This is a genomic window from Brevundimonas sp. FV1ye7S (assembly GCF_058680995.1).
Genome location: NZ_CM178726.1, coordinates 2,138,871 through 2,152,131, shown reverse-complemented (window position 1 = coordinate 2,152,131; position 13,261 = coordinate 2,138,871). Strand labels below are relative to the sequence as shown.

The window sequence follows — 13,261 nt, the reverse complement described above, 5'->3', positions numbered from 1 at the left end:
CCATGCTCGCCGCCATAGCCCTTCTGATGACCTGCCAGTTGATGGGCGAGGTGATCCACAGGGTGACGGGTCTGCCGCTTCCGGGGTCCGTTATCGGTCTGGTTCTACTGCTGGGCTGGCTGGCGCTGGTCCCGCGCGAGCGGCCCACTCTGAAGGCGGTGACGGCGTGGCTGACGGCGCACCTGTCGATCATGTTCGTGCCAGCGGCGGTCGGACTGATTGACGAGGGCGAGCCCTTGTCCCGCTACGGGATCGGTATTCTGGCGGCCACCGCGGTTTCGACGCTTCTGACGATGGTGGTGACTGCGCTGGTGTTCCGGTGGGCGGTCACGCGGTTTGGGCCTGGAGACGCAGGGGACAAAGAGGGCGGGGAGGCGATGTCGTGAACGCCTTGATGACCACGCCGCTGTTCTGGCTGGCGGTTACGCTGGTGGTGTTCGAGGGCGCCGACCAGTTGTCGCGTCGCAGCGAAAGGCATCCGCTCTGCCATCCGGTTCTACTGGCGACGCCGGTTCTGATCGGTCTGTTGCTGATCACCCGCACCGGCTACGCCACCTACAGGAGCGCGACTGAGGCGCTGAGCTTCCTGCTGGGACCGGCGGTCGTGGGCCTGGCGGTTCCGGTTTGGGCGCAGCGGGCGCTGATCCGGCGGCTGGCTGTTCCGATCAGCCTGGCGCTGGCGGCGGGAGCGACGACGGCGGTGGTCAGCGCGGTGGGTGTTCTGACCTTGTTCGGTGCGCCGCGTGAAATCCTGGCGTCGATCGCGCCGCGGGCGACGACGACCCCGGTGGCGATGGCCGTCGCCCAGCAACTGGGCGGGGTTCCGGCCTTGGCGGCGGTCATTGTGCTGATCGCCGGGGTGATCGGAGCCATGACGGCGACCCCCTTGTTCAATGCTCTGAAAATCCGGGATTTCCGCGCACGCGGTCTGGCGATCGGGGTCTCGGCCCACGGATTTGGCGCGGCGCGCGCGTTTCAGGTCGATGCGACGGCGGGCGCGTTCGCCAGCCTGGGCATGGCCTTGAACGCCGTGGCGACAGCTACGCTCCTGTCGGTTCTGGCCCTGCTGCTATAGCCCCTGAGCCGGGGCGATTGCGGATGCGCCCCACCGGGCAGGGCAGGTCCGCCAGCGCCGCCTTGGTCGCCTCGTATCCCGCGGCGACCGGTTCGTCATAGGCTTTCCAGTCGCGGATGTCGGTTCCGCCGATCTTGGGCAGGATCAGGACGTCGGCGGCGGCGCGCGACTGATCCATCTCCGCGTCGGTGGTGATGGTCGCCGAGCGCATCAGGATGGAGACGATGGGCGGGCCGGACTTCCAGGCCCCCGACAGCGCCCATTTCCACCAGGAGGGCGGATTTTCCAGCGCGGCCGGATCGACGCCGCGGGTCTGGGACATGTCCACGCCGATGATGGGGCCGCTGTTCAGCTGACGCATCACGCTGGTGGGGAAGTTCTTCAGCACCGCCCCGTCGACCAGCACCTGGCCGTCCATGACCACGGGCGGCAGGACGCCGGGAATGGCGATGGAGGCGCGCATGGCCCGGCGCATCAGGCCGGTGCGATGGACCTCAATGCGACCCGAGGTCAGGTTGGACGAAACGGCGAAGAAGGGCAGGGCCAGATCGGCCAGATCTATGTCGCCATAGGCCCGCTCCAGCAGGCCCGCCACCTTGCGGGCGCGGGACATGGCGATGATGGGAAAGGCCAGGTCGGACAGGGGATCGGACTCGACGAAGGCGCGGCGGATCTCGTAGTCCAGCCGCGCGAACGACCAGCCCAGGGCGGGGCCGGCGGCCACGACCGCCCCCATGGAGGCGCCGCCCACGAAGTCGATGGGCACCCTGGCCTCTTCCAGCGCCTTGATCGCCCCCATGTGGCAATAGGCCCGTGCGCCGCCCCCTGAAAGAACCAGACCCACGGCCGTGCCGGTGATGACGCGGGCCATCCGCTCGGTGTCGGCCGCCACGCCCGAGACGCAATGGAACCAGCGGTCGGGCTGGAGCACGTTCAGCCAGACCCGGGTGTTGGCCGGCTGGTTCATGCGTGGATCGCGCAGCAGGATCAGGTCGGTAAGACGCCGGCCGTCGCCGAAGCCCATCCGGCGGGGCAGGTCGGCGGGCGGCGCCAGGAGGCCGCTGCCGACGATGAACAGCCGGTCCACTTGGCGGGCGCACAGTTCGGCCCAGGCCGGCTGGCCCTGTTCGGCGACATAGAGGACATAGTCGTGGCCGTCCTCGACCCGGCTGAACCATTCGGCGGCCGAGGTCAGGGCCGACTGGTCGATGACCCGGCAGGTGAAGCCCATGGCCTGGATCGCGGCGGCGATCCGTTCGACGAAGGCGCGGATCGGACGGGGGCGGGCCGAGACGAAGCCGAAGACGCTGGGTTCGGCCGCGCCGCCCGCCCGCTCGCGGGCGCGGTGGATCATCAGCCGCGACAGTTCGACCATCAGGTCCGGCTCGGTCCGGGCGGCCTCGAAGAAGGCTTCGCGCGGCAGGGCCAGGATTTCGGTGTCACGCAGGGCCACGACGTCGGCGGTGTGCGGCGTCCCCGCCAGCATGGCCATTTCACCGACCGGCTCGCCGGGACGCACGACGCCGAGCAGATGGACGGGCTGATCCGGTTCGCTGTGGAAGACGCCCAGACGGCCCGAACGGACCAGATACAGGGTGTCTGACGGATCCCCCGCCGTGAACAGCCGCTCGCCGCCGGTCAGGGCGAACCAACTGGCCCGATCGATCATCGGCCCCTCGAAGATGCGCGACAGGGCCGAGGCCAGGGTGTCGGAACGAAGCGGAGCCATGGGGGGATTGTCCGATCAGGCCGCCGGCTTCACGTCCAGAAGTTCGACCGAGAAGCGCAGTGTCGAGTTGGGCGGCAGTTCGTCGCCGCCGACCCAGCGGCCGCCGTAGCCGAGCGAGGCGGGGATGACGAACTCATAGATCTCGCCGACCCGCATCAGGGCGACGCCCTCGGTCCAGCCCTTGATGACGCGGTTCAGCGGGAACTCGGCCGGCGCGTTGCGGGCGTAGGAGCTGTCGAACTCGCGTCCGTCGATGAAGGTGCCGCGATAGTGGACCTTGACCGTGTCGGTCGCCGACGGCTGGGCGCCTTCGGGATGAGCCTTGCCGACGCGACGGTACTGCAGGCCGCTTTCGGTCGTGGTCCAGCCGCGCCGGGCGCCGTTCCAGGCCAGATAGGCGGTGTTGCCCGCGTCCCAGGCCTGTTGCGGCGTCAGCGAGGACTGGCCCTCCACCTCGGCGGCGGCGCGGGCGGCGGCCGAGGCGGTCTCGGCATAGGTGACGGGCTCGCCGCGCGTGGCGCAGGCGGCGAGCGAGAGGGCGGCGAGCAGGGGTAGGGCGATGCGAGTCATAAGGCGACGCTAGCAGGGTGTCACGCTGTGCGGCAGAGGGATTTTCCCTTCTCCCGTTGGGAGAAGGTGGCCCGAAGGGCCGGATGAGGGAGCGCCGGTGGGCCAGCTCGCACCATCTTGCCCCTCACCCTTTCGCGTTAAGGACGATCGCTGACGCTCTCGTGCGCTCAAGCCCTCTCCCGGCGGGAGAGGGTTCACAGGCCCAGCGCCGCCGCGACCCTGGTCTGGAAGTCGGGCTGTTCGCCGACGTCGTTGTGGCCGGCCTGAGGGAAGCTGAGGTGTTCGACCTTGACGCCTTCGGCTTCGAGTTCTCGGGCCAGGCGGCGACTGAGCGACGCGGGCAGGGTGTCGTCGCGGCCCGCCTCCAGCACCACCACCTTGCCGGGGTAGCCCTGAAGCGCGGCCGGGATGTCGATGCTGTTCAGATTGGGGGCGATGTGGATCCGTACGAAGGGGCGCGCCCAGCCGACCATGGTGTCGACGGCGGCGCGGGTGCTGGGGGTCGTCGTCTCCAAGACCAGGGCGTCGGCGTGCATATATTGCGCGGCCTGGGCGCAGACGGGGCCGCCCAGGGAATGGCCCCAGGCGATCAGCTTGCGGCCCTCGGCGTCGGCCTGGGCGCGGGCGGCGTCGGCGACGGCCGTGCCGGCGGCCATGAAGGTCGCGTAGTCAGCCTGGCCCGCCGTGTCGCCATAGCCGGGATAGTCGAACATCAGGGGCTCGCCGAACGGCGCCAGCTTGGCGGCGGTCCTGCCCGCGCCGGCGCTGCGCCGAAAGAGATTGCCGCCGCAGAACAGGATCAGGGGCGCGCCGGCGCGACCGGTCCGAACGCGGGTGACGCCCACGGCTCCGCCCGAGTAGGGAAGGCTGAGGACGTCGGCCTCAAAATCCATAGGGATATCGGCGGGCAGGGTGATCTTTTCGGCGGCCAGCCGGGTGTCGGGATAGAAGAAGGCGTCCTCCGGGACGTTCATCGACAGGCAGCCGGACAGCAGAACGGCGGCGGCCAGGATCGTAAGGCGTCGGTGCATGTTTCGCTCTCCCCTGGAACGATCATGCGGCGGTCGCCGGGGTTGTCAACCGGGTGCGTAGGCGCCGGTTTCTCCATGCCGTCGTCTGGTTCCCGAAAAACTGCGACCCAGGTCTTTATTTCGCCGTGGAAGCGAGTATATGTCCGCGTTCCGCAACACTCCTAAAGAGTCTGCGCGCAAGCGCCGAGGCCCGGTCCGTCGCCCTCCGACCGGAGCGAAGGCGCGGCTCCTTCCCCAGGGAGCCGGTACATTTCAGGCGTCCTGGCCCGGCAGCGGGCCGAGGGTGGACGCCGAAAACCTGGCTGCGGACGCTTAAAAACGCGCGCCGTGGCTGCTGCATTTCACGCGCGATTTCCCCGGATTGCGCGCCATGGGAAACACTGAATGACTGACGTCGCCCACGATCTCGCCATCAACGGTCAGATCGCTTCCGCCACTTCGTTCACCGGCAAGAAGCGCATCCGCAAATCCTTCGGGCGCATCCCCGAAGCGGTCGCGATGCCGAACCTGATCGAGGTCCAGCGCGCTTCCTACGAACAGTTCCTGCAACGCGAGGTCCGTCCGGGCCAGCGCAAGGAGCAGGGCATCGAGGCGGTCTTCAAGTCGGTGTTCCCGATCAAGGACTTCAACGAACGCGCCATTCTGGAATACGTCTCGTACGAGTTCGAGGATCCGAAGTACGACGTTGAAGAATGCATCCAGCGCGACATGACCTATGCCGCGCCGCTGAAGGTCAAGCTGCGCCTGATCGTGTTCGAAACCGACGAGGAAACGGGAGCCCGTTCGGTCAAGGACATCAAGGAGCAGGACGTCTATATGGGCGACATCCCGCTCATGACGGACAAGGGCACCTTCATCGTCAACGGCACCGAGCGCGTGATCGTCTCGCAGATGCACCGTTCGCCGGGCGTCTTCTTCGACCACGACAAGGGCAAGACGCACAGCTCGGGCAAGCTGCTGTTCGCCGCCCGCGTGATCCCGTACCGCGGTTCGTGGCTGGACTTCGAGTTCGACGCCAAGGATGTGGTCTATGTCCGCATCGACCGCCGCCGCAAGCTGCCGGCCACGACCTTCCTGATGGGTCTGGGCATGGACGGCGAAGAAATCCTGAAGACCTTCTACGAGACCGTGCCCTACGAGAAGCGCGGCGAGGGCTGGGTCACGCCGTACAAGGCCGAACGCTGGCGCGGTGTGAAGCCGGAGTTCGACCTGGTCGACGCCGACACCGGCGAAGTGATCGCCCAGGCCGGCCAGAAGATCAGCGCCCGCGCCGCCAAGAAGCTGGGCGACACCACGACCTCGCTGTCGCTGGCCGCCGACGCTCTGGTCACCAAGTATCTGGCCAATGACGCCGTCAACTTCGAAACCGGCGAGATCTTCGCCGAGGCCGGCGACGAGCTGGACGCCCCGACCATCGAAGTGCTGGAGCAAAACGGCTTCACCACCATCGAAGTGCTGGACATCGACCACGTCACGGTCGGCGCCTACATGCGCAACACCCTGCGCATCGACAAGAACGACACCCGTGAGGACGCCCTGTTCGACGTCTATCGCGTGATGCGTCCGGGCGAGCCGCCCACCCCGGAAGCCGCCGACAACATGTTCAACTCGCTGTTCTTCGACAGCGAGCGCTACGACCTGTCGGCCGTCGGCCGGGTCAAGATGAACATGCGCCTGGAGACCCCCGAGGTTTCCGACGAGATCCGCGTCCTGCGCAAGGACGACGTGCTGAAGGTGCTGCAGATCCTGGTCGGCCTGAAGGACGGCCGCGGCGAGATCGACGACATCGACAACCTGGGCAACCGCCGGGTTCGTTCGGTCGGCGAGCTGCTGGAGAACCAGTACCGCGTCGGCCTGCTGCGGATGGAGCGCGCCATCAAGGAGCGCATGTCCTCGGTCGATATCGACACGGTCATGCCGCACGACCTGATCAACGCCAAGCCGGCCGCCGCTGCGGTTCGCGAGTTCTTCGGTTCGTCGCAGCTGTCGCAGTTCATGGACCAGACGAACCCGCTGTCGGAAATCACCCACAAGCGTCGCCTTTCGGCGCTTGGCCCGGGCGGTCTGACGCGTGAGCGCGCGGGCTTCGAAGTCCGCGACGTGCACCCGACCCACTACGGCCGCATCTGCCCGATCGAAACGCCGGAAGGCCCGAACATCGGCCTGATCAACTCGCTGGCCACCCACGCGCGCGTCAACAAGTACGGCTTCATCGAGAGCCCGTACCGTCGCGTGAAGGACGGCGTGGCCCAGAACGAGGTGGTCTACATCTCGGCCATGGAAGAGTCGAAATACACGATCGCTCAGGCCAACATCGAACTGAAGAACGGCGTCATCGTCGAGGACCTGGTCCCCGGCCGGATCAACGGCGAATCCCAGCTGCTGAACCGCGACGCCGTGGACATGATGGACGTGTCGCCGAAACAGGTCGTTTCGGTCGCCGCCGCCCTGATCCCCTTCCTGGAAAACGATGACGCCAACCGGGCCCTGATGGGCGCGAACATGCAACGTCAGGCCGTGCCTCTGGTGCAGTCGGACGCGCCGCTGGTCGGCACCGGCATGGAAGCGGTCGTGGCCGTGGACTCCGGCGCCGTCGTGGTCGCCCGTCGTGAAGGCGTCGTCGAACAGATCGACGGCACCCGGATCGTCGTGCGCGCCACCGGCGACGTGGACGCCGCCCGTTCGGGCGTCGACATCTATCGCCTGTCGAAGTTCCAGCGTTCCAACCAGTCGACCTGCATCAACCAGCGCCCGATCGTGCGCGTGGGCGACCAGGTCAAGGCCGGCGACGTCATCGCCGATGGTCCCTCGACGGACCTGGGCGAACTGGCCCTGGGCCGCAACGCCCTGGTCGCCTTCATGCCCTGGAACGGCTACAACTTCGAAGACTCCATCCTGATCTCGGAGCGCATCGTGCGCGACGACGTCTTCACCTCCATCCACCTCGAGGAATTCGAAGTGATGGCGCGTGATACGAAGTTGGGCCCGGAAGAAATCACCCGCGACATCCCCAACGTCGGCGAGGAAGCCCTGCGCAACCTCGACGAAGCCGGCATCGTGGCCATCGGCGCCGAAGTCCAGCCGGGCGATATCCTGGTCGGCAAGGTGACGCCGAAGGGCGAAAGCCCGATGACCCCGGAAGAGAAGCTGCTGCGCGCCATCTTCGGCGAGAAGGCTTCGGACGTGCGCGACACCTCCCTGCGCCTGCCGCCCGGCGTCGCCGGCACGATCGTTGACGTTCGCGTCTTTAACCGTCACGGCGTCGACAAGGACGAGCGCGCCATGGCGATCGAACGCGCCGAGATCGAACGCCTGGGCAAGGACCGCGACGATGAGCTCAAGATCCTTGAGCGCAACGTCTATGGCCGCCTGAAGCCGCTGATCCTGGGCAAGAACGCCGTCTCGGGCCCGAAGGGCATCGGTCGCGGCGAACTGACCGAAGAGAAGCTGGCCGAGGTCAGCCGTGGTCTGTGGTGGCAGATCGCCCTGGACGACGAGAAGGCCATGGGCGAGCTGGAGGCGATGAAGCGCCAGTTCGAGGATGCGCGTAAGCAACTGGACCGTCGTTTCGAAGACAAGGTCGAGAAGCTGCAACGCGGCGACGAACTGCCCCCCGGCGTGATGAAGATGGTCAAGGTCTTCGTGGCCGTGAAGCGCAAGCTTCAGCCCGGCGACAAGATGGCCGGCCGTCACGGCAACAAGGGCGTCATCTCCAAGATCCTGCCGATCGAGGACATGCCGCACCTGGAAGACGGCACCCACGTTGACGTCGTTCTGAACCCGCTGGGCGTGCCTTCGCGCATGAACATCGGCCAGATCTTCGAAACCCACCTGGGTTGGGCCGCCGCCGGCCTGGGCAAGCAGATCTCCGGTCTGCTGGAAGCCTGGCAGCAGGGTGGTCAGAAGCAGGCCCTGATCGATCGTCTGACGCATATCTACGGCCCGGAAACCCCGCTGCCGCAGGATGAGGAAGAACTGATCGAACTGGCGAAGAACCTGTCCAAGGGCGTGCCCTTCGCGACCCCGGTCTTCGACGGTGCGCACATCGGCGACATCGAACGCCTGCTGGAAGAGGCGGGGCTGAACAAGTCGGCCCAGTCGATCCTGTACGACGGTCAGACCGGTGAGCAGTTCAAGCGTCCGGTCACGGTCGGCTACATCTATATGCTGAAGCTGCACCACCTGGTCGACGACAAGATCCACGCCCGCTCCATCGGCCCGTACTCGCTCGTCACCCAGCAGCCGCTGGGCGGTAAGGCGCAGTTCGGCGGTCAGCGCTTCGGGGAAATGGAGGTCTGGGCTCTGGAAGCTTACGGCGCCGCCTACACCCTGCAAGAGATGCTGACGGTGAAGTCCGACGACGTGGCCGGCCGGACCAAGGTCTACGAGGCCATCGTCCGCGGCGACGACAGCTTCGAGGCCGGCATTCCCGAGAGCTTCAACGTGCTCATCAAGGAAATGCGTTCGCTGGGTCTGAACGTGGAGCTGGAGAACAGCTGAGTTTGAAGTGGCGAGTGACGAGTGGCGAGTGGCGAGAAATCGCCGCCGCCGCTCGGGCCTCACTCGCCACTAACCACTCGCCACTCTCCACTCTTCTCTATTTTCGCGGCTCTAGCCGCAGCAAGGAACCAAGATGAACCAGGAAGTCCTGAACATCTTCAACCCGGTCCCGGTCACCCCGACCTTCGACCAGATCAAGATCGCCCTGGCCTCGCCGGAGAAGATCCGCTCGTGGTCGTTCGGCGAGATCAAGAAGCCGGAAACCATCAACTACCGCACGTTCAAGCCCGAGCGTGACGGCCTGTTCTGCGCCCGTATCTTTGGCCCGACCAAGGACTACGAATGCCTGTGTGGCAAGTACAAGCGCATGAAGTACAAGGGCATCATCTGCGAGAAGTGCGGCGTCGAAGTCACGCTGGCCCGCGTTCGCCGTGAGCGCATGGGTCACATCGACCTGGCCGCCCCGGTCGCCCACATCTGGTTCCTGAAGTCGCTGCCGTCGCGCATCTCGCTGATGCTGGACATGGCGCTGAAGGACGTGGAACGCGTCCTGTATTTTGAGAACTACATCGTCACCGAGCCGGGCCTGACCCCGCTGAAGCAGAACCAGCTGCTGACGGAAGACGAGTTCTATCGCTATCAGGAAGAATTCGGCGATGACGGCTTCACCGCCGAGATCGGCGCCGAGGCCGTCCGCAACCTGCTGATGGGCATCGACCTGCACGCCGAGGCTGAAAAGCACCGCGGCGAGCTGGCGGACAGCCCGTCGGAAATGAAGGCCAAGAAGGCGTCCAAGCGCCTGAAGCTGATCGAGGCCTTCCTGGAATCGGGCAACAAGCCCGAGTGGATGATCCTGACTATCGTGCCGGTCATCCCGCCGGAACTGCGTCCGCTGGTGCCGCTGGACGGCGGTCGTTTCGCGACCTCCGACCTGAACGACCTGTATCGCCGCGTCATCAACCGGAACAACCGCCTGAAGCGCCTGATGGAGCTGCGGGCGCCGGACATCATCATCCGTAACGAAAAGCGGATGCTGCAAGAGTCCGTCGATGCGCTGTTCGACAACGGCCGTCGCGGTCGCGTCATCACGGGCGCCAACAAGCGTCCGCTGAAGTCGCTGGCCGACATGCTGAAGGGCAAGCAGGGCCGCTTCCGTCAGAACCTTCTGGGCAAGCGCGTCGACTATTCGGGCCGTTCGGTCATCACCGTGGGACCGGAACTGAAGCTGCATGAGTGCGGCCTGCCCAAGAAGATGGCGCTGGAGCTGTTCAAGCCGTTCATCTACGCGCGCCTTGACGCCAAGGGCCTGTCGGGCACCGTCAAACAGTCCAAGCGCATGGTCGAGCGCGAACAGCCCGCCGTCTGGGACATCCTGGACGAGGTCATCCGCGAACACCCGGTGCTGCTGAACCGCGCGCCGACGCTTCACCGTCTGGGCATCCAGGCGTTCGAACCCAAGCTGATCGAGGGCAAGGCCATCCGCCTGCACCCGCTGGTCTGTACGGCGTTCAACGCCGACTTCGACGGCGACCAGATGGCCGTGCACGTCCCGCTGAGCCTCGAGGCCCAGCTGGAAGCGCGCGTCCTGATGATGTCGACCAACAACATCCTGTCGCCCGCCAACGGCAAGCCGATCATCGTGCCGTCGCAGGACATCGTCCTGGGTCTGTACTACCTGTCGCTGGTCAAGGACGGCGAGCCGGGTGAAGGCAAGCTGTTCGCCAATATGGGCGAGATCGACGCGGCGCTGGACGCCAAGGTCGTGACCCTGCACAGCCGCATCAAGGCGCGCTGGACGGAACAGGACGCCGAAGGCAAGGAGGTGACCAAGGTCATCGACACCACGCCGGGCCGGATGAAGCTGGGCGCCCTGCTGCCGCGCAACCCGAACGTCGGCTATCGCCTGCTCGAGAAGAACCTGACCAAGAAGGAAATCGGCAATCTGATCGACGTGGTCTATCGCCACTGCGGTCAGAAGGCGACGGTCATCTTCGCCGACCAGATGATGGGCCTGGGCTTCCGCGAAGCCGCCAAGGCCGGCATTTCGTTCGGCAAGGACGACATCGTGATCCCGGCGAAGAAGGCCGAACTGGTCGCCGAAACCCGCACCCAGGTCGAGGAGTACGAGCAACAGTACGCCGACGGCCTGATCACGCGCGGCGAGAAGTACAACAAGGTCGTCGACGCCTGGGCCAAGGCCACGGACCGGATCGCCGACGCCATGATGGGCGAGATCGCGCAGCCGCGCGTGCTGATCGAGGGTGAAAACCCCGACATCAACTCGGTCTTCATGATGGCCAACTCCGGCGCCCGGGGTTCGCAGGCGCAGATGAAGCAACTGGGCGGCATGCGCGGCCTGATGGCCAAGCCCTCCGGCGAGATCATCGAGACGCCGATCACCTCGAACTTCAAGGAAGGCCTGACCGTCCTTGAATACTTCAACTCCACCCACGGCGCCCGTAAGGGTCTGGCCGACACCGCGCTGAAGACCGCCAACTCGGGTTATCTGACCCGTCGTCTGGTGGACGTGGCGCAGGACTCGATCGTCACCGAAGACGACTGCGGCTCGACGCGCGGCATCACCCTGCGCGCGGTCATGGAAGGCGGCGACGTTCTGGTCTCGCTGGGCGCCCGCATCCTGGGTCGCTATGCGGCCGAGGACATCAAGGAGCCGGGCACGGATACGGTCCTGTTCCCCGCCGACACCTATCTGGTGGAAGAAGTGGTCGAGGCCGTGGACGCCGCCGGCGTTCAGTCGGTCAAGGTCCGTTCGGCCCTGACCTGCGAGGCGGAAGCCGGCATCTGCGCCCACTGCTACGGGCGTGACCTGGCGCGCGGCACCAACGTCAACATCGGCGAAGCGGTCGGCGTCATCGCCGCCCAGTCGATCGGCGAGCCGGGCACCCAGCTGACGATGCGGACCTTCCACATCGGCGGTACGGCTCAGGTGGCGGAAACCTCCTTCATGGAGGCGACCAACGCCGGCGTGGCCAAGATCACCGGCCCGACCGTTACCGCCGCCCACGGCGACCTGGTGGCGATGAGCCGCAACGTCATCGTGACCGTGGTCGTGGACGGCAAGGATCGCGAGACCCACAAGGCGCCTTACGGCGCCCGGATCCGGGTCAAGGAAGGCAGCGAGGTCAAGAAGAACCAACGTCTGGCCGAGTGGGACCCCTACACCACGCCGATCCTGACGGAAGTCGGCGGCCTGATCCGCTTCGAGGATCTGGTCGAAGGCCTGTCGGTCAAGGAAGAAACCGACGAAGCGACGGGCATCGCCCAGCGCGTCGTCAGCGACTGGCGCGCCAGCCCGCGTGGTTCGGACCTGCGTCCGGCCATGGGCGTCACCCTGGGCGACGCCTACGCCAAGCTGGCCTCGGGCTCTGACGCCCGTTACCTGCTGCCCGTGGGCGCGGTTCTGTCCGTGTCGAACGGCGACGAGGTCAAGCCGGGCGAGATCATCGCCCGCGTCCCGACCGAAGGCGCCAAGACCCGCGACATCACCGGCGGTCTGCCGCGCGTCGCCGAACTGTTCGAAGCCCGCCGTCCCAAGGACTGCGCGGTCATCGCCGAGATGGATGGTCGCGTCGAATTCGGTCGCGACTACAAGAACAAGCGCCGCATCAAGATCACGCCGGAAGTCAACGCCGACGGCGTGCAGGGCGAACCGGTCGAGTTCCTGATCCCGAAGGGCAAGCACATCTCCGTCCACGACGGCGATCTGATCCAGAAGGGCGACTACATCATCGACGGCAACCCGGATCCGCACGATCTGCTGCGCATCCAGGGCGTCGAGGCGCTGGCCGAGTATCTGGTGAACGAAGTGCAGGAGGTCTACCGACTGCAGGGCGTGCCGATCAACGACAAGCACATCGAAGTCATCGTGCGTCAGATGCTGCAGAAGGTCGAAGTCCTGGATTCGGGTGAAACCACCCTGATCCGCGGCGACACCGTCGAAGTGGCCGAAGCCGTTCTGGAAAACCTGAAGGTCGAGAAGCGCGGCGGCCGCCAGGCCACCACCCAGCCCGTCCTGCTGGGCATCACCAAGGCGTCGCTGCAGACCCGCAGCTTCATCTCGGCGGCGTCCTTCCAGGAGACCACTCGCGTCCTCACCGACGCCTCGGTCCACGGCAAGAAGGACATGCTGGAAGGCCTGAAGGAAAACGTCATCGTCGGCCGCCTGATCCCGGCCGGTACGGGCGCCTATCTGCGGGCCCTGCAAAAGATCGCCAACGATCGCGATGCAGAGCTGACGCAAGCCCGCGAAGACGCGATCGAGCCGCTGCCGGCCGATCTGCAACTGGAGCTGGAGAGCAGCGATGGCTGATCTCCGGGTTCGGATGTGATGAAATG

7 protein-coding genes are annotated in these 13,261 nt (G+C 66.1%); 4 read left to right on the top strand and 3 right to left on the bottom strand.

The window, feature by feature from the left end:
* The first annotated feature begins 2 nt into the window (after positions 1 to 2).
* Together ACW18C_RS10375 and ACW18C_RS10370 are read left to right on the top strand one after the other, a co-directional pair.
* Complete coding sequence (locus tag ACW18C_RS10375) at positions 3 to 386, top strand: CidA/LrgA family protein (RefSeq protein WP_035310803.1); 384 nt, start codon at positions 3 to 5, stop codon at positions 384 to 386.
* Positions 383 to 1,075, top strand: coding sequence for an LrgB family protein (locus tag ACW18C_RS10370; protein ID WP_008258778.1), 693 nt, complete (start codon positions 383 to 385; stop codon positions 1,073 to 1,075). Before ACW18C_RS10375 ends, ACW18C_RS10370 begins: the two co-directional genes overlap by 4 nt.
* Here ACW18C_RS10370 and ACW18C_RS10365 read toward each other — a convergent pair.
* The 3 genes from ACW18C_RS10365 to ACW18C_RS10355 all read right to left on the bottom strand — a co-directional run bounded on the left by ACW18C_RS10365 (position 1,041) and on the right by ACW18C_RS10355 (position 4,405).
* On the bottom strand, positions 1,041 to 2,804 hold the full coding sequence (locus ACW18C_RS10365) for a patatin-like phospholipase family protein (protein ID WP_492070787.1): 1,764 nt from the start codon (positions 2,802 to 2,804) through the stop codon (positions 1,041 to 1,043). The genes ACW18C_RS10370 and ACW18C_RS10365 overlap by 35 nt on opposite strands.
* Before the next feature lie 15 nt (positions 2,805 to 2,819).
* A complete protein-coding gene (locus tag ACW18C_RS10360; protein WP_492070785.1) occupies positions 2,820 to 3,374 on the bottom strand; it encodes an FKBP-type peptidyl-prolyl cis-trans isomerase in 555 nt (184 codons plus the stop codon).
* A 194-nt stretch (positions 3,375 to 3,568) separates the two neighbouring features.
* A complete protein-coding gene (locus ACW18C_RS10355; RefSeq protein ID WP_492070783.1) occupies positions 3,569 to 4,405 on the bottom strand; it encodes an alpha/beta hydrolase in 837 nt (278 codons plus the stop codon).
* A 384-nt stretch (positions 4,406 to 4,789) separates the two neighbouring features.
* Between ACW18C_RS10355 and rpoB the strand changes: the two genes are divergently transcribed.
* Both rpoB and rpoC read left to right on the top strand, forming a co-directional pair.
* A complete protein-coding gene (gene rpoB / locus ACW18C_RS10350) occupies positions 4,790 to 8,905 on the top strand; it encodes a DNA-directed RNA polymerase subunit beta (RefSeq protein WP_492070781.1) in 4,116 nt (1,371 codons plus the stop codon).
* Positions 8,906 to 9,038: 133 nt separating this feature from the next.
* Complete coding sequence (gene rpoC / locus ACW18C_RS10345; protein ID WP_492070780.1) at positions 9,039 to 13,235, top strand: DNA-directed RNA polymerase subunit beta'; 4,197 nt, start codon at positions 9,039 to 9,041, stop codon at positions 13,233 to 13,235.
* Positions 13,236 to 13,261 lie beyond the last annotated feature (26 nt).